The sequence below is a fragment of the Isachenkonia alkalipeptolytica genome (assembly GCF_009910325.1).
In the GTDB taxonomy this organism is placed as follows: Bacteria; Bacillota; Clostridia; order Peptostreptococcales; family T1SED10-28; genus Isachenkonia; species Isachenkonia alkalipeptolytica.
In genome coordinates, this window is the sequence record NZ_SUMG01000001.1 from 170,758 (window position 1) to 188,215 (window position 17,458).

The 17,458-nt window shown below is 45.9% G+C and carries 17 protein-coding genes and 1 riboswitch; of the genes, 10 read left to right on the forward strand and 7 right to left on the reverse strand.

All coding sequences use genetic code 11. The annotated features are described in order from the left end of the window. Window positions 1-63: 63 nt before the first annotated feature. A riboswitch (Lysine riboswitch) is annotated at window positions 64-237 on the forward strand. A gap of 168 nt (window positions 238-405) precedes the next feature. The 6 genes from ISALK_RS00825 to ISALK_RS00850 all read left to right on the forward strand — a co-directional run bounded on the left by ISALK_RS00825 (window position 406) and on the right by ISALK_RS00850 (window position 6,403). Further along, a complete protein-coding gene (locus ISALK_RS00825) occupies window positions 406-1,410 on the forward strand; it encodes an aspartate-semialdehyde dehydrogenase (protein WP_160718338.1) in 1,005 nt (334 codons plus the stop codon). A gap of 131 nt (window positions 1,411-1,541) precedes the next feature. After that, window positions 1,542-2,453 carry a 4-hydroxy-tetrahydrodipicolinate synthase gene (gene dapA, locus ISALK_RS00830; protein WP_160718339.1) on the forward strand — a complete coding sequence of 304 codons (912 nt, stop codon included), beginning with the start codon at window positions 1,542-1,544 and terminating at the stop codon, window positions 2,451-2,453. Window positions 2,454-2,458: 5 nt separating this feature from the next. After that, complete coding sequence (gene dapB, locus ISALK_RS00835) at window positions 2,459-3,187, forward strand: 4-hydroxy-tetrahydrodipicolinate reductase (protein ID WP_160718340.1); 729 nt, start codon at window positions 2,459-2,461, stop codon at window positions 3,185-3,187. A 90-nt stretch (window positions 3,188-3,277) separates the two neighbouring features. Continuing rightward, a complete protein-coding gene (gene dapD, locus ISALK_RS00840; protein ID WP_160718341.1) occupies window positions 3,278-4,000 on the forward strand; it encodes a 2,3,4,5-tetrahydropyridine-2,6-dicarboxylate N-acetyltransferase in 723 nt (240 codons plus the stop codon). Window positions 4,001-4,005: 5 nt separating this feature from the next. Then, the gene (locus tag ISALK_RS00845) at window positions 4,006-5,247 is read left to right on the forward strand and encodes an aspartate kinase (RefSeq protein ID WP_160718342.1); all 1,242 of its coding nucleotides are present in this window, start codon (window positions 4,006-4,008) and stop codon (window positions 5,245-5,247) included. Then, window positions 5,228-6,403 carry an aspartate aminotransferase family protein gene (locus ISALK_RS00850; protein WP_160718343.1) on the forward strand — a complete coding sequence of 392 codons (1,176 nt, stop codon included), beginning with the start codon at window positions 5,228-5,230 and terminating at the stop codon, window positions 6,401-6,403. The genes ISALK_RS00845 and ISALK_RS00850 overlap by 20 nt, the downstream gene beginning before the upstream one ends. Window positions 6,404-6,544: 141 nt before the next feature. Here the strand turns inward: ISALK_RS00850 and ISALK_RS00855 are convergent, their stop codons facing one another. The 7 genes from ISALK_RS00855 to ISALK_RS15480 form a co-directional block, all read right to left on the reverse strand. After that, on the reverse strand, window positions 6,545-7,651 hold the full coding sequence (locus ISALK_RS00855; protein WP_160718344.1) for an NADH:ubiquinone reductase (Na(+)-transporting) subunit F: 1,107 nt from the start codon (window positions 7,649-7,651) through the stop codon (window positions 6,545-6,547). A 13-nt stretch (window positions 7,652-7,664) separates the two neighbouring features. Beyond that, window positions 7,665-8,252, reverse strand: coding sequence for an NADH:ubiquinone reductase (Na(+)-transporting) subunit E (locus tag ISALK_RS00860; protein WP_160718345.1), 588 nt, complete (start codon window positions 8,250-8,252; stop codon window positions 7,665-7,667). Next, complete coding sequence (locus ISALK_RS00865) at window positions 8,252-8,872, reverse strand: NADH:ubiquinone reductase (Na(+)-transporting) subunit D (protein WP_160718346.1); 621 nt, start codon at window positions 8,870-8,872, stop codon at window positions 8,252-8,254. Before ISALK_RS00865 ends, ISALK_RS00860 begins: the two co-directional genes overlap by 1 nt. Beyond that, window positions 8,872-9,465, reverse strand: a complete 594-nt coding sequence (locus ISALK_RS00870) for an RnfABCDGE type electron transport complex subunit G (protein WP_160718347.1) — start codon at window positions 9,463-9,465, stop codon at window positions 8,872-8,874. Before ISALK_RS00870 ends, ISALK_RS00865 begins: the two co-directional genes overlap by 1 nt. After that, window positions 9,462-10,424, reverse strand: coding sequence for an RnfABCDGE type electron transport complex subunit D (locus ISALK_RS00875; protein ID WP_160718348.1), 963 nt, complete (start codon window positions 10,422-10,424; stop codon window positions 9,462-9,464). Before ISALK_RS00875 ends, ISALK_RS00870 begins: the two co-directional genes overlap by 4 nt. Before the next feature lie 80 nt (window positions 10,425-10,504). After that, entirely contained in the window at window positions 10,505-11,764 is a 1,260-nt protein-coding gene (locus ISALK_RS00880; protein WP_160718349.1) for a [Fe-Fe] hydrogenase large subunit C-terminal domain-containing protein, read from the reverse strand. A gap of 32 nt (window positions 11,765-11,796) precedes the next feature. Next, a complete protein-coding gene (locus ISALK_RS15480; RefSeq protein ID WP_371723320.1) occupies window positions 11,797-12,585 on the reverse strand; it encodes an NAD(+)/NADH kinase in 789 nt (262 codons plus the stop codon). 232 nt (window positions 12,586-12,817) lie between these two features. On the opposite strand from ISALK_RS15480, the gene ISALK_RS00890 reads away from it, so the two are divergent. From ISALK_RS00890 to ISALK_RS00905, 4 genes are all read left to right on the forward strand, one after another. After that, on the forward strand, window positions 12,818-13,714 hold the full coding sequence (locus tag ISALK_RS00890) for an RluA family pseudouridine synthase (protein ID WP_160718350.1): 897 nt from the start codon (window positions 12,818-12,820) through the stop codon (window positions 13,712-13,714). 55 nt (window positions 13,715-13,769) lie between these two features. Further along, window positions 13,770-14,999: a molybdopterin molybdotransferase MoeA gene (locus ISALK_RS00895; RefSeq protein ID WP_160718351.1), complete on the forward strand. Its 1,230-nt coding sequence runs from the start codon at window positions 13,770-13,772 to the stop codon at window positions 14,997-14,999. Between the two features lie 68 nt (window positions 15,000-15,067). Beyond that, complete coding sequence (locus ISALK_RS00900; protein ID WP_160718352.1) at window positions 15,068-17,038, forward strand: molybdopterin biosynthesis protein; 1,971 nt, start codon at window positions 15,068-15,070, stop codon at window positions 17,036-17,038. Then, on the forward strand, window positions 17,011-17,448 hold the full coding sequence (locus tag ISALK_RS00905; RefSeq protein WP_160718353.1) for an MOSC domain-containing protein: 438 nt from the start codon (window positions 17,011-17,013) through the stop codon (window positions 17,446-17,448). The genes ISALK_RS00900 and ISALK_RS00905 overlap by 28 nt, the downstream gene beginning before the upstream one ends. Window positions 17,449-17,458 lie beyond the last annotated feature (10 nt).

Below are 17,458 nucleotides of genomic sequence, written 5' to 3' on the forward strand. Positions count from 1 at the left end.
AATTTTCAAAAAAAATTTTGACTTTGGAGCTAAATATGATATACTACTAAACATTATAATTGAATAACAAATAGAGGTGCACTTAAATCAGTATTCGAAAATAAGGGGTTAAGCGACTCAAGTTTCGAAGAAAGGAAACGGTGCCGAAGTTTTTAAGGGAGGCTGAACCTTAAAGACTGGGGATAAGGTGAATAATCTTATCACTGTCATGGGATTCCATGGGGGGCTATTATTGCTTTGATAATATTCGCGAAGTTTTTTAAAAAAAGAGCTTAGCGGAGGATTTGTCAGCGTATACCAAACTCCCGGTTTCCGGGAGTTTTTTCGTTTTTGGAAAAAAAGCCGGGTATACAGAATAGGAATAACAAATTTAATAAAAGATATTAAAGAGAGGGAGGCAATAACATGAGTTTAAAAATCGGTATTGTTGGAGGGACAGGGAATGTAGGGCGAAAAATCCTACAGGTTTTAACGGAACAAAGGGTGGATATCCAATCTTTACGCCTGTTTGCATCGAAAAAGTCCCAGGGAGAGAAAATTTCCTTTCAGGATCGGGATATTACTGTGGAACAATTAACGGAAGAGGCCATGCAAGAGGAGTTTGATTATTTATTATTTTCCGCCGGCGGGGAGGTATCCGAACACTATGCTCCCATTGCAGCAAAGTCGGGGAATACGGTGATTGACAACTCCTCCCAGTGGCGAATGACCGAGGGAATCCCCCTGGTGGTTCCGGAAATCAATGGGGATATTTTAAAGGGTTATCAAGGAATTGTAGCAAACCCCAACTGCTCCACGATACAGATGGTGGCAGCCCTCAGTCCCCTAAATGAGGTTTATGGTTTAACCAAAATCAACGTTGCTACTTATCAGGCGGTTTCCGGAAGCGGATCGGCCGGGATGCAGGAGTTGCAGGAACAGTTAGCGGATCCCCAGCGGGAGCCGAGAACTTATCCAAAGACTATTGCGGGAAACTGCATTCCCCATATTGATGTGTTTTACGATAACGGCTATACCAAAGAGGAACTGAAAATGGTCTATGAAACTCAAAAAATTCTAAATAAACCTACGCTTCCAGTGCAGGTAACTACGGTACGAGTACCGGTGATCAACGGACACAGCGAGGCAATTTATGCAGAATTTGAAAAAGCTCCGGATCTCCAGGAAGTACGGGAAATTTTTGAGAAAACCCAGGGACTGGTACTGATGGATAAGCCCGGAGATTTGGTATATCCTACGGTGTTTGATGCCCATGATCGGGATGAAGTTTTTGTCGGAAGGATCCGTAAGGATCTGTTTAACCCCAAGGGGCTGGCTCTTTGGGTGGTAGCGGATAATCTTCGAAAGGGAGCTGCAACCAATGGAGTAGGGATTTTGACACATATGGAGAAACTAAAGAAGGTACGGTAATTTCCCGTAGGAACGGATATTATCCGATTGGAAGACAAGGAAGATAGGCAGTTCATGGTGAATTTTAAAGAGTAGGTAAAAATTCAAAAGGAGTAAAATCATACTCATACAAAAATAAGGAGGCTATAATTATGTTTACAGGATCAGCAGTGGCCATTGCCACCCCGTTTAAAGGTGGAAAGGTGGATATGGAAAGTTTCGAAAAATTATTGGATTTTCAGCTACAATCCAAAACCCAAGGAATTGTGGTACTGGGAACTACGGGAGAAGCCAGCACTCTGTCGTTTGAGGAACGGGAAGCCTTAATTCTAAAAACTGTGGAAAAAGCCAGGGGAAAAGTCCCGGTGATTGTAGGGGCCGGCTCCAACGACTATGAAAAAGCCGTAAGTTTTAGCAAGCAAGGACAAGAACTGGGAGCCGACGGACTGCTACTGGTAACCCCCTATTACAACAAAGCCACCCAGGAAGGATTAAAGGCTTATTTCAAAGGAATTGCAGAACAGGTGGATTTACCGATTATTCTCTACAATGTGCCTTCCCGAACCAATGTGAACATTGAACCGGAAACCGTGGAAGAACTAAGTAAAATTCCTAAGGTTGTTGGGATCAAAGAAGCGGGGGGAGACTTGGGTCAGGTCTTGGAAATTAAAAGGCGAGTTCCCGAGAATTTTAAAATTTATTCGGGAAACGATGACCAAATCCTGCCGATTTTTGCTTCGGGGGGCCATGGCGTGATTTCCGTCGTGGCAAACATCATTCCCGATCAAGTCCAGGAACTATGCGAAGCTGTGGTACAGGAAGACTTAAAATCCGCTGTGAAAAAACAGACGGAAATGCTTCCGTTGATTCATCAGGTCTTCGCTGAAGTAAACCCCATACCGATTAAGGCGGCAATCTCTCTGATGGGTATGGCCCTGAATGAACTCCGGCTTCCCCTGACTCCCCTTAGTGAAGGGGCGAGGCTGAACCTTATTCGTGAGATGGAAAATTACGGGCTACCCCTTAGGGAAGCAACGGAAAAGCAACAAAAGGATCCGAGGTGAAGTCGATGAAATTACTGATTTGGGGCATTAGCGGTACCATGGGAAGAAATATGGAAGCCTTGGCCGAACAGGAGGAGTACTGGACAGCAATCCAAGGGGTGGATTCAAAAACCGACCTGGATAAACTGGATGAAGATATGGATGTAATTATTGATTTTTCCCATCCTTCAAGCCTGGAAAAACTCTTGGGCTTTGCACTGAAAACCAAAACCCCGGTGGTAGTGGCCACAACGGGATTCAGTGAAAAACAGCAGCAGGAGATTGACTTGGCATCAAAAAAAATTCCCGTGCTTCAAGCCTCCAACACTTCTATCGGAATGAATCTGCTGTTTTCCTTGGTAAAGCAAAGTGCCAAGGCCTTAGGAAGCAGTGTGGACATTGAAATTGTAGAGACCCATCACCGAAGAAAGAAGGATGCCCCCTCGGGCAGTGCCAAAACCCTGGTTCATTCCCTGGAAGAAGGACTTGGAGAGAAGCGGAAAATCACCTACGGCCGGGAGGGGGAATGTCCCCGGGAGACGGGGGAAATCGGAGTCCATGCCCTAAGAGGCGGGGATATTAAGGGAGTCCATCATGTGCACTTTATCGATGATATGGAACAGATCACCCTATCCCATGAAGCCATGGATCGAAAGGTTTTTGCGGGAGGCGCCTTAAAGGCGGGAAAATTTCTGATAAACAAAGGCCCCGGACGCTATGGAATGGAAGATGTATTGAACCAAAGGGAAGAGTGATAATAAAAATTTGAAAAATCACCTTTGGAGTGAAGAATAAACCAATGGTTAAAGAAAGGATCAAAAAACCAAAATAAAGGAGACGAAACAATGGAACCAATGAATGCACAGGAAATTATTGATTATATTTCTAACAGCGAGAAAAAAACTCCGGTGAAGGTAATCCTTGCGGGAGATTTGATAAATATTCCGAAGGAAAATTATGATATTGAAGTTTACTTTGAAAAAAATTCCGGAATCCTGTTCGGAGACTGGAAAGAGGTAGAAAAATTTTTAGAAAAGGAAAAAAACAAAATTGAGCGGTACCGGGTGGAAAGCGATCGATGCTTTTCCGGGGTGCCTCTTCTGGATTATCCTTCCCAGAAAGCCCGGATAGAGCCGGGAGCCCTTATTCGGGAGAAAGTGACCATCGGAGAAAATGCGGTGATTATGATGGGAGCCACTATCAATATCGGAGCCGTGATCGGTGAGCGGACCATGGTGGATATGAATGTGGTCATCGGCGGTCGAGGAACCATCGGCGCCGACTGTCACATCGGTGCGGGAGCCGTGATTGCCGGGGTCATTGAACCGCCTTCGGCAGATCCCGTAGTGATTGAAGACAACGTGGTTATAGGAGCTAATGCCGTAATCCTGGAAGGGGTTCGGATAGGTAAAGGAGCGGTGGTCGCCGCGGGGGCGGTGGTTACCAAAGACGTAGCCCCGGGCACCGTGGTGGCAGGCATGCCGGCGAAGACCATTAAAACCTTGGATGATCAGACAAAGGGGAAGACGGAGATCGTAGCCGCCCTTCGATCCTTGTCCGAGGAGTAATTCCCATGAAAATTCTGGTTCAAAAATACGGGGGGACCTCCCTGGGAAGTCTGGAAAAAATCAAAGCCGTGGGAGAGAAAATCCGAAAAAAAAACGAAGAAGGATATAAAATTTTGGTGGTGCTTTCAGCCATGGGATCCGCCACTAATGACCTGATCAGTCTCGCCCAGGGGATAACGGAAAAACCCTCTCCAAGAGAAATGGACATGCTGTTGGCTACAGGAGAACAAACGTCAATTTCCTTACTGACCATGGCATTAATTGATCGGGGCTGTCGTGCCATATCCTATACCGGTTATCAACTAGGGATTGAAACTACGGCACTCCATCAAAATGCGAAAATAAAAAAAATTGATCAAGAAAAAATCCTCGCCGCCTTTGAAGACTATGAGGTTATTGTGGTGGCGGGATTTCAAGGAATAAATGAACAACAGGATTACACCACCTTAGGAAGGGGAGGTTCCGACACCTCCGCCGTGGCGCTGGCCTGTATCCTTCAGGCAAGATGCGAGATCTACACCGATGTGGAAGGGATTTTCACCGGGGATCCGGGAAAACTTCCCAAGGCAAGAAAAATTGAAAATATCGGCTATCAGGAAATGATGGAGATGTCCAGCCTGGGAGCGGGGGTTATTCATCCCCGAGCCGTGGAGTTAGCGGGAAAATATAAAATTCCCCTGTATGTGGCCTCCACTTTTTCCGATCAACCCGGTACCATGATCGAAGACAAGGAGGAAAAAATGGAAGAAGCAGTCATTACCGGCATCACCTCCAGTTTGGAGGATGTGCAAATTACCATTCATCAGCTGGATCCAACAACGGATCATTTGTACAATCTTTTTTCCCGGTTGGGAGAAGAAAACATCAATGTGGATATGATCTCTCAAACGGTGGTCAAAGGGGATTTAATGAATGTCAGTTTCACCCTTCCTAAAGCCGATCGGGAAAGGGGCCGAAAATTGATAGAACAGTGGGAGGGGGTCAATCCCCATACCAAAATGGATATTATGGATATTAATGAAGATATTGCAAAAATCTCCGTAGTGGGACTGGGGATGCGCTCACATTCCGGAGTAGCCGCCAAGGTTTTTCAGACCATGGCGGAAAACCGGATTCCGATAAAAATGGTCACCACCTCGGAGATCAGTATCAGTTGGGTGGTGGATTCCCGGTACGAAAAAGAGGTGATTCGACGGATCGGAGAAGCCTTTAGTCTGGAGGAAGACAATGGAAAAATGGATCGATAGAGAAGAAAACATCTTGCTGAATACCTACAATCGCATGCCTGTCGTTGTCAGTCACGGAGAGGGCTGCTATCTATATGATGATTCAGGGAAGAAATACTTGGATATGTTCTCGGGACTTGCGGTCAATGCCTTGGGGCATTGTCACCCTGAGGTGGTGGAGGCAGGGAAAAACCAGTTGGAGAAATACCTTCATATCTCGAACTTCTTTTACTGCAAACAGGGCATTGCCTTAGGGGAAGCTCTGGTTTCAAGGAGTTTTCCCGGGAAGGTGTTTTATACAAATACCGGAACGGAAGGGGTGGAAGCCGCGGTTAAATACCTGTACAAAATCGGGAAGAAAAAAGGTAAACGGGGCATTGTCTGCCTTTCGGGGAGTTTTCACGGCAGGACCTTAGGGGCCCTTGGCCTAACGAAAATCCCCTCCGTCGCCCAGGACTTTCCTGTTATCGATTACCCGGTGTATGAAAACTCAAGAGAGGCCTTAGAAAACTTAGAGGAACTGTTTGATAAGAAGGAACCCGTAGGGATGATCTTAGAGCCGATCAGCGGCAGCGGAGGTATAGAAGTGCTTTCCCGGGAGGAGATGAAAAGAATTTCCGAGCTTTGTGAAAAGTACGATGTGGTTCTTTGCATGGATGAGATCCAAACCGGCATCGGCAGAACCGGAAAGTTCTTTGCCTACCAGCATTACGGTGTGATTCCGGATCTAGTGATCTTTGCCAAGGCAGTGGGGGGCGGAAGTCCCCTGGGTGGAATGCTGGTTCATAAGAATATTGACGGTTATTTTAAGCCGGGGGACCATGGCACCACCTTTGGACCCAGTCCTTTAGGCGCAGCTTTGGGAAGGAAAGTGTTGGAAATCATTGATGAGGATTTTCTGATGGAAGTAGAGGAGAAAGGCCGGTTCTTGCAGCTGGGTCTTGAAAATCTGCAAAAAAAACATCCCGAAAGCCTTGGAGAAATTCGGGGTAAAGGACTGATGATGGGAGTTGATTTGAAAATCGATCCCGCAAAGTTGAAGAGGAACTTTTTAGAGGAGCAGGTATTGATCAATATTACGGCAAAAAATGTGCTGAGACTCCTGCCACCCTTAATCATCCGCGAGAAGGAAATCCGGGAGTTTTTACTGGCCTTTGAAAAGGCTTTGAGTAAATAAGGGTATAGGAAGATTAAAGACTTGCATTGAGTTTGTTCGGGAGTTCGGGGTTCCCGAATGAAAAACTTATAACTAAAAAAGGTTGCCCTATAATAGTGGGCAACCTTTTTTTCGGATATTGATAAACTTGTTATAAAGAAACTAATCGAATTTATCATAGAAGACCTTGTCTTCTTTTAATCCTTTTTTCACTAAGGCTTTTTCCGTAGAGTCAATCATCGGTGCGCTACCGCAGAGATAGGCTTCGCACTCTCTTTCCGCCTTATCTTCCAAATATTTATCTACAAGATCCGTAACTCTTCCGGTTTCTCCATCCCATTCGCCTTCTTCCGCTCGGGAAAGGACGGGGATGAATTCAAAATCATACATTTCTTCTTCCAGTTTTTCCATTTCCTCCACCATGAACAGGTCCTCGGGTTTACGGGCACCAAAGTAGTACCGAACCCGGCGCTCGATGTTATGTTCATTCATATAATGAAGGATGCTTCGAAGGGGGGCCATTCCAGTTCCCACCGCCACCATATAGATATCACTGCTCGAGTCCTCGTTCAAATAAAAATCTCCGAAGGGTCCGTTAAAGATGACTTCATCTCCTTCAGACAAGTGTTCATGGACATAGGTGGTAACTAAGCCTTCCTCTACATAACCAATGATCAGATCAATATAATCTTTATGATCAGGAGAAGAAGCAACGGAGTAGGCTCGGAAAACCTCTTCTGCATTCCCGGGATAGGGAGGCGCTAAAAGCTGGACATACTGTCCCGGCTTAAAATCGATTTCCTGTCCATCGGTGATTTTGATTCGTAAATATTTGATTTTATCGGTCAAGTCCTTGGAAAACTCGATTTTACCTTCAAACTGCTTGACGTTAAACAGCTCTTCGGGGATTTCAATTTTCATATCCTCTTTAACCTTTACCTGACAGGTAAGGCGGATACCGTTTGCCTTATCCTCCTCGGTAAGATAAGAAAGTTCTGTGGCAAGAACCGGACCGCCGCCTTCGATGACTTTTGCTTTACAGTAACCGCAGCTTCCCTTTCCTCCACAGGCCGAGGGAAGGAAGATTTTATTATCCACTAGGGCTCCAAGAATACTTTTGCCCCCTTCTACAATAAACTCCTTATCATTGTTGATGAGAATTTTCTTTTCGCCGTAATCGGCGATAAAGGCATTGGCAAAGGTAATCAGTATGGCTAAGGTCGTAGTTATACCGGTTATAATCAAGATGGTTGTCAGTATATTTGTCATTGGATCACCTCCGTTATTGTATTGTAACGACACCGGATAAGCCAATAAAAGCTAAGGCCATCAGTCCCGTAATAATCAAGGTAACCCCGGCTCCTTGCAATCCTTTTGGTATTGGGGCATTTTTAATTTTTTGTCGAATCGCCGCCAAGGCTACAATGGCTAAAGTCCATCCCAGTCCGGAACCGATGCCGAAGGCTAGGGATTGTAGCAGGGTATACTCCCGAATAACCATAAATAAGGAGACCCCTAAGATAGCACAGTTCACCGTGATCAAGGGCAGGAATATTCCCAGGGAATAATACAGTGTGGGAACGTAACGCTCAATGACCATTTCCACTAACTGGACAAAAGCGGCAATGGTAATGATGAATACAATAAAACGAAGGTATTCCAGGCCGAAAGGTTCTAACAAATAGGTATAGACTAAGTAGTTGATCACAGAGGTTCCGGTTAGGACAAAGGTTACCGCCTGACCGAGACCCAAAGAGGTTTTAATTTCCTTGGATACCGCAATAAAGGAGCACATCCCCAGGAAATTAGCTAAAATCATATTGTTGGTAAAGATTGAAGCGATCAGAATCGTCATCGGATTAATATCCATTATTGAGCACCTCCCATTTTTTCTTCCTTAGTGGGAACGTAAGTATTCGCAACCCATAGGATGATTCCCAGCATGAAGAAGGCTCCCGGAGGCATGATCATGAAAATCCAATTGGTCCACCAGTCTCCTACCACACCTATACCGAAAAAGGTTCCAAAGCCCAGGAACTCCCGAAAAAGGGCAATGGACATCAAAACTAAGGTATACCCAAGCCCTGAAGCAATGCCATCTAAAAAAGAGGGCAGGGGTTTATTGTTTTGGGCGAAAGCCTCGCAGCGGCCCATGATAATACAGTTGGTAATAATCAGTCCCACATAGGGGCCTAAGGCGTCACTCATGGCGGGGAAATAGGCTTTCAGGACAATATCTACAATAATTACATAAGAGGAAATAATCAAGGTTTGTACCATCATTCGAACATGACCCGGCGTGTGATTTCGAAGCAGGGATACCGTAAGACTCGAAAATGAGGTTACAAAGATTAAACCGAGACTCATAGCAAGGGAGTTGATTAATAGATTGGTTACTGCTAAGGCGGAACAGATCCCCAGGATTTGACGGTAAACCGGATTATCTTGGAAAACTCCGTTTTTAAAAATATTCTTTACGCCTTTAATCATTATAACTCCTCCTTTACTTCGTTGATAAACTCATAAAGATGATCATTTATAATATCTCTTACGGCATTGGAAGTACCGGTAGCTCCGGATATGGCGTCGATCTCCCCTTCATAATCAACGAAGTTATCCCCTTCCACATCGGAGATGTCAAGTTCGCGAAATTGTTCTTTGAACTCCTCTTCTTCAATTCTACCACCCAGGCCGGGCGTTTCGTTATGGGACAAAAATTCCACACCTAAAAGGTATTCAAAATCTCGGTGAATGCCAATGATCCCACGGATCTCTCCCCATACGGCGCTGTCAGCCATGGGATACACATAACCTAAGAGTTCATCGTTTGGGTGAACTTCGTATAAATCCCGTCCCGCCACAGTGATTTCCGTAAAGGTTTCTTCGAAAAGCTCTGTGACCTCTTCGGCGGAGAGGTCTTCATACTCCAAATCCGCTACATTTAAAAAGGACCGCTGCTCCGCTGCCTCTTCGTTAAGTTCAACCTGCTCTGCGGTGATTTCGTTGATGGTTGCCAGGATACCGGTAAAAACCACGGTAATAGCAATCATAAATAAAATAGGTTTCGGACTCATTTTTTTCATGCAGGATTCCCTCCTTTTTCTGACTTCGTTGCTTTCAGTTCTTTAACCGCTACATCCAGAATCGGAGCGAAGGTGTTCATGATGAGCAGAGCGAACATTCCGCCGGCGATGAAGATGCCGTAAGTTCGGATAATCATTGCCACAAATCCGATCAGAATTCCATAAATCCATTTAGCCTCTGTGGTTTTCGGGGCACTGATGGGCTCGGTAACAAAAAACACGGAAAGAAACAACATGCTTCCCGATGTTAAACCGAATACCGGATCGGGAACTCCCTCAACACCCATCATATAAAAAATGCTGTTAAAAGCGACAAAACCCACCAAAGGGGCGGCCATCAGCTTCCAGTCCGCGGTTTTCGTAGCCAGCAAATAAACCGCGGATACAAGGATCAGGATTATACTGGTCTCTCCTAAGGAGCCGGAGACATTACCGATAATCAGTTCCGATAATCCCGGGGCGTCGGCAGTTCCCATGGCAGCCAAGGGTGTGGCGCCGGAGACCGTTTCAATGGAATCCGTAATGTACTTCGTAAAACCTCCGGGAAAGGATTGGGAGGGTAAATTCCATGTGGCGGTCAAGTATTCGGGAAAAGAAACATAAATAAAAGTCCGTCCGGCGATGGCGGGATTGAAAACGTTACGACCGAAACCGCCGAAGACTTCCTTAGCGAAAACAATTCCAAAAATAATACCTACCATAGCTACCCAGTAAGGGGTGCCCACGGGAAGCGCCAGGGTAAATAATACGGCGGATACGATTACCGCTTCGCTAACCGGTTTTCCGTCCTTTCGTTTAAATAAATACTCCGTAATAATTGCGGTTAATGTAACTACTGCGGTTAAGGTTAGTGTCCTTAATCCAAAAAAATAGGTGGCTCCGATGAGAATCGGTATGGTAGCGAAAAGGACTTTCCTCATCATGGCCTGTTTCATGAAAAATGATTTCTGTTTTGCCATAAACTTCCCTCCTAAATGTAAGTGATCAATCGATAAAATTCCATACTAATAAGTTTTTACCCAAAAGTTTTGAGTAAAAACTAGTCTTTTTTCTTCAAAAGCACAACACAATCCTCATGGGAAGCATAACCCATAACAATATCCTCTGCCAGAGATCGACAGGAAGGAGAACCGCAAGCACCGCAGTCTATATTCGGCAGGGTTTCCAGAACTTTGTTGATTTTTTCCATCTTTTCTAAGGCTTCAGAAAGATTCTCATCCAAGGAAGATATCTCAAAGGGGAGAATTTTCTTTTGTATTTTAAACCGTTCGCTTTCTTCGGTTACAGGCTTTGATTCGTAGGATTGGTGCTTTTCCGCTAAGATCCGTATTCGATTTCGGGCCACAAAGGAGTTTTCAATGGAAAAATTCCCTCCCACACAGCCGTTGGTACAGGCCTGACATTCTAAAAATGACAGATGCTGTAGTTTGTCATCCTCCACTTCTTCTAGGATGCTGATCACATTTTCAATCCCATCCACGGCGAGAAACTCTTTGATTGATAGGGCTTGACTCTGGCCTCCCAGTCTTGCCCAGCCGATGGCTTTTCCGTTAGGATAAAACTCAGAGTCTTTAGAGCTCTCAGTTATTGTATTTTTATCGCTATTTTTCATACCGCTGATTTTCAGAAAAACATCTTTGATGGAAAGGGTTCCGTCCACATTGGAAGTTTCCCGGCCGATGGGGTTTTTAAAACTGAAGGAGCGGGCGGGACAGGTGGAGATGTAGAAGGCTCCGATGTCCTCCTTTGAAATCTTTTCTTTTTCCGCAAATCGCTCCTTGGCCAGTTCCGCCGCAATTTCCGCAGGGGAGTCCATAGGCAGGATGTGATCGATCAGATCCGGGAAACGAATTTGAATGGTTCGTAGAATTGCCGGACAGGAGGAGGAGATCACCGGTAAATTTCGGGATTCTTCCATGAATTTCTTAGTGAAATCCGTAATAATCGGGGCACTTCTAGTAACTTCATAGACCATATCAAAGCCCAGACGACGAATTCTATTCAATATATCCTCAGGGTTCAGGGTATCTTCGTTGAATTGGGCATAGAGTACAGGATCCACTAAGGCAATTTTATAAGAATAGGCTTCGATAGCCTCCAGTTTGTCGCTGATCCCCGTGAGGGCATTGTGGGGACAGACGGAAATACACTGTCCGCAGTTGATACATCGTTTTTTTATAATTTTTGCCTTTTGATTTTTTACCCGAATGGCTTCCGTGGGACATACGCGAATACAGTTGGTACAGCCATTGCATTTTTCTTCACATAGGGCAATTGCATAGATTTTTGATTGGGGCATGAAAATTACCTCCTAGGTTAAGTTCATAGAATTTACAAAAACTTGTCAATAACTTTATTCCAAAAATTCCCTTTTTCCAAGCGGATCATTTCAATGGTTTCCTCGGCAATATAAATATCTACCTCGGTAATTTTACTGTAGCGGTGTTCCACTCCGTCACAAACAATCACGATATTGTCCTCGAAGCGATACTCAGGACTGATCTTAACCCGGGCATCGGGAGGGAGAATTACGCTAGAAGTAAAGGAGCGATAGGCATTGGTGTTTATCGGTGCCAAGGGTGTGATCTGCAGTACGCTCAAACGGGGATCTACGATACTGCCTCCGATGGAGTAGTTGTAAGCCGTACTTCCCAGGGCGGAGGAAATCAATATTCCGTCACCGCTGAAGCGCTGAAGGAGTTGATCATCTACGGAAATGTCCAGGTGAATGGTTCGGGACTTATCTCCTTTAATGACAATTTCATTCACGCCCATTTTTTTAATACAGCTGTTTCTTGTACAAATAGAAGCCTCCACCGGGTGGGAGATCTCCGTGGTATACTCTCCCCGTTGGTATCGTTCGAGGAAATAGTCGATGCCGTCGGGATCCACCTCCGCTAAAAATCCCAAATGACCGGTGTTAATACCGATGATGGGGATATTGGGAAAATCATAATCATGAAGGGCTTTCAAAAAGGAGCCGTCTCCACCCACACAGATGATAAGGTCCGCATTTTCGTCAAAATCTTCCGCAATGGTAAAGTTCATATCCTGTAATTTTTTTCGCAAATATTTAGCAGTTTCCTGGGAAAACTGAAGTTCGTTGTATACAATGTTCACTAATTTTTTATTTCCGATAATGAATCACTCCTTATTCCATAGTTCCTTATTACCTAAAAGTATACCCTTTTTAAGAAATATTAACAATAAAAACTCCGGGGATTGTAAAAATTAATAGGCTGAACCCGGCTTTTTTCCTTCGGGATCCCGGGGAATTGGTTGTTTATCCAAAGGATTCATATTATAATGATAAGGATGGATTGTATGAAAAAAAATATACTGGAGGATTTATATGCTGGATCCGAAAAAACAAAGCGCCACAACCATAACTCATATTGTGGAAATCTCTGAGGAAGGCGGGACTCTGAAGGACTTTTTAAGAGACCGTTACGGGATTTCCAGCAGATTGCTCAGCAAGATGAAAAAAAAACGACAAATATTAATGAATGGGGAGTATGCCCCTTATCATACCCGGATCTACCGGGGGGATCAAATCGAGATGAATTTTGAAGAAGATCCCAACAGCTACCCTTCGGTTCCCATGAATTTAGAGATCGCCTATGAGGATCTGGATCTACTGATTATCAATAAAAAACCGGGGATTGTCACCCATCCCACCCAGGGCCATCATAAGGATACCCTAACCAACGGAGTGGTGGACTATTTCCAACGGATCGGATTGAATATGAAGGTACGGTTTGTTAACCGGTTGGATATGAACACCTCAGGACTTTTAGTGATTGCGAAAAATCCCTTCGCCCATTTCGATTTAATGAAACAGATGCAGGAGGACCAAGTGACTAAGAGCTACCTTACCTGGGTGCACGGCAAAGTAAAGGAAGATCAGGGGATGATTGAGGAGCCGATTTATAACCCTGAAGACAGCGGCGGCCGTAGAATCATAGATTCCCGGGGGCAAATTTCGAAAACCGGTTACCGGGTTCTACGGCGAAAAGAAAACCGAACGTTGTTAAATGTTCGACTGTATACCGGAAGAACCCACCAGATCCGGGTACACCTAGGATCTATAGGCCATCCCATCATCGGGGACACCTTATACGGAGATGAAGGAGAGGAAAGCTTTCCGAGACAGGCCCTTCATGCCTTCAGCCTGGAGTTCTTCCAGCCCCGGTACCGGAAAAAAATACAGGTAGAGGCCCCTATGCCTAAGGATATGGAAGCTTTATAGAAGGTTTTGTAAAAAAGGAATCATTAAAAATAAATGGTAGAACAGGGAGGTTTATATGGAGTTACTCAGCACTTACACCGTAGAACAGGTTCAGAAAAAAATCAAGGAAGCATTTCAGGATTTTCCCTTAAAAACCGAAAGAATACCCCTTACCGAGGCCCGAAACCGTGTCTTGGCCCAGGAGGTGATTTCCTATGAGAACATACCGGAATTTCACCGTTCCACCGTGGACGGCTACGGGGTGCACTATTCCGACACCTTAGGGGCCGGCGAAGCGCTACCTGCTTATGTACAAAAGAAATTCACCGTGGAAATGGGTAAGGAAGCTCCGGGAAAAATTGCCCCGGGGGAATGTGCTTATATCCCCACGGGGGGCATGGTTCCCGAAGGGGTAAATGCCGTGGTGATGATTGAGCATACGGAAGTCTTTGATGAAAACACCATCGGAGTGCTAAATAGTGTATCGGATCAGGAGAATATTTTGCAAAAAGGAGAGGACATCCAAGCAGGGGCCGTGGTATTTACCAGGGGTGAACGGCTTCGTACCGAGGATATCGGTCTGTTGGCGGGCCTTGGTGTCGGGGAGGTCCGGGTTTATCAGAGGATTTCCGCAGGACTGATTTCCACCGGGGACGAGATTGTGGATATTCATCGGCTACCCGGCCTCGGAGAGGTTCGGGATATGAACCGTTACAGTCTGGGAGCCGCCTTGGAACGGGACGGATTCACCTTGCAACAAACCGCCGTGGTGCCGGATCAGCGTCGGAAGTTGCAGGAGACCCTGGAAGAGTTTTTGAAAAACTGTGATCTGGTATTGATTTCCGGAGGCAGCTCCATGGGGGAGAAGGATTATACCAAAGAGGTGATTAACGCCCTGGGAGATCCCGGGGTTTTTGTCCACGGGGTATCCATGAAACCGGGAAAACCAACGATTATCGGGAAGGTCGGGAAAAAAGCGGTCTTTGGCCTTCCGGGACAGCCGGTATCGGCATTGATGGTCTATGAAGTCTTAGTAAAAACCCTGACAGAACTTTATGAGACACCAAAAATCGAAGCTCCCTATGTTCTTGGGGAGATGGATCGAAATTTTCCCTCCGCAGCGGGACGGGCTCATTATTTTATGGTGTCCATAAAGAATGAAGAAGGAAAAAACCATGTGACTCCGGTGTACGGAAAATCCGGCACCCTGTCTATGATGAGCCGGGCCGTGGGCTATGTGGTCATCGGCCATAATGAGGAAGGACTGAATAAGGGGGATCCGGTCAAGGTGTATCCGCTGACCTAAAAGGATGGGAATTTATAACAATGATTGATAAAGGATGTACCCACTAATTATTTGAAGGGGGTTTTGCCGTGGAACGAAACAGTCGAAATATTTATTTAAAAAGTGCAGAGTTTGTAGAAGCCGTGGAGGGCTATCAACAGGCCATGGTAAAAAGAAATATAGGAAGACAAGTCGAGTTGCTGGATACAAAAGCAGGCTTAAACCGTGTCACCGCTGCTCCGGTGTTTGCCCGGGATTCTTCACCGAACTACAGTGCCGCCGCCATGGACGGCATTGCCGCCGTGTCGGAAAGGACCCGGGGGGCCTCGGAGACCCGCCCGGTAATTTTGGAAAAAAACCGGGATTTTGTCTATATCAATACGGGGGGGAGGGTCAAAGATCCCTACGATACAGTGATAATGATTGAAGACCTGGTGGAGGTCAGCTCCAACGAAGTGGAAGTCCGCAGCAGTGCCCCTGCTCGACAACATATCCGAGAGATCGGAGAAGATGTGGTTAAGGGTGAGTTGATCCTCCCATCCAACCATGTGCTTCGACCCATGGATATTGGCGCCTTGTTGGCGGGAAAAGTGGAAACCATAGAAGTTTATAAAAAACCCCGGGTGGGGATCCTGCCCACGGGTTCGGAGATTATTGATGTGGGAGACTCTCAGGAGCCCGGAAAGATCATCGACTCCAACTCCTATTTGTTTGAAGGAATGATTGAAGAAGCGGGAGGCACTTCGAAACGTTATCCCGTTACTGAGGATGATTATGATTTATTAAAGGAAAGAATTTTGCAGGGGGTTCGGGAGAATGATGTATTTGTCATCAACGCCGGATCCTCAGCGGGGAGCAAGGATTTTACCGGGGATCTGATCAAGGAACTGGGAGAGGTGCTGATCCACGGAGTGGCCATTAAGCCCGGAAAGCCCATCATTCTGGGGTTTATCCAAAACAAACCGGTCATCGGCATCCCCGGCTACCCCGTCTCCGCTTTCATTGATTTTAAATATTTTGTACAGCCCTTAATCGAGGATTTAGCAGGAAGAAAAGCAACCACGGAAAAAAACTTAACCGTCACTCTGTCTCGAAGAATCGTCTCTTCCTTAAAGCATGAGGAGTTTGTCCGTATCAAAGCGGGGAAAGTGGAAGATAGTTATGTGGCTACTCCCTTAAGTCGAGGGGCGGGGGTCAGTACTTCCCTGGTTAAGGCCGACGGGATCCTACGTATACCCAAAGGGCTGGAGGGCTATGAAAAAGGAACCGCCGTAAGTATTCAACTGATGAAGGAACTAAAGGAAATTGAAAACACTCTGGTGTCCGTGGGAAGCCATGATGTGGTCATGGATCTCCTAAGCGACCGGCTACAATGGAACCGACGGGACGCAGGGCTTTCTTCCGCTCATGTGGGTAGTTTCGGAGGCATCTTGGCTCTGAAAAACCGGGAGTGCCATATGGCTCCGATGCATATTTTAGACGAGGAAACCGGCGGCTACAATAAAGCAATGATTCAGTCCCATTTTCCTGCAGGGGACATGGGGATAATAAAGCTGGTCAAAAGAAGCCAGGGCTTAATGGTTCCTAAGGGAAATCCAAAAGGGATCACCGGTATTTCCGACCTTGCCGGAGAAGGCGTGGAGTTTGTTAATCGTCAAAGAGGATCCGGGACTCGAATTTTACTGGATTATCACCTGAAAAGACTGGGGATTTCCTCGGGGGACATCGCCGGTTATGACCGGGCTTTGACCACCCACACCGCCGTGGCGGCGGCGGTTGCTAATAACACCGCCGATGTGGGCCTGGGAGTGTACTCGGCGGCCAAGGCCCTGGATGTGGATTTTATCCCCATCGAATGGGAGGACTATGATCTGGTGCTTTCGAAAAAATACTTGGAGGATCCCAGAATCCTTGAAATCATTGATCTGATTCAACAAGAGGGTTTCAAAAAGAAAATTGAAAACTTAGGCGGCTATCAAACCGATGAAATAGGAGACGTTTATATTTTGGAAAAAACCGAGGAGGAAACAACATGGCAAAAGTGGTATCCATCAACGTAAGTGATAAAAAAGGGGTGGTAAAGACCCCGGTGAAGGAAGGTACTTTTATTAAGGACCACGGCATCGAAGGGGACGCCCATGGAGGGAAGTGGCACCGTCAGGTAAGCTTACTGGCTCAGGAAAGCATCGACTATGCGATGAAAAAGGACGGACTGGAGTTAACCCCGGGGATGTTTGCAGAAAACCTCACCACGGAAGGGGTGGTTTTACATGAACTGCCGGTGGGAACGAAAGTCCGAATCGGAGAGACCCTTCAGGAGGTTACCCAGATCGGGAAAAAATGTCACAGCAAATGCGAAATTTATTTTAAAACCGGGGATTGTGTAATGCCCAGAGAAGGGATCTTTACGGCGGTGCTTAAAGGGGGAGCCATCAAGGTGGGAGACCCCGTGGAAATTATGAAAGAGTAGGGGGGGGTTA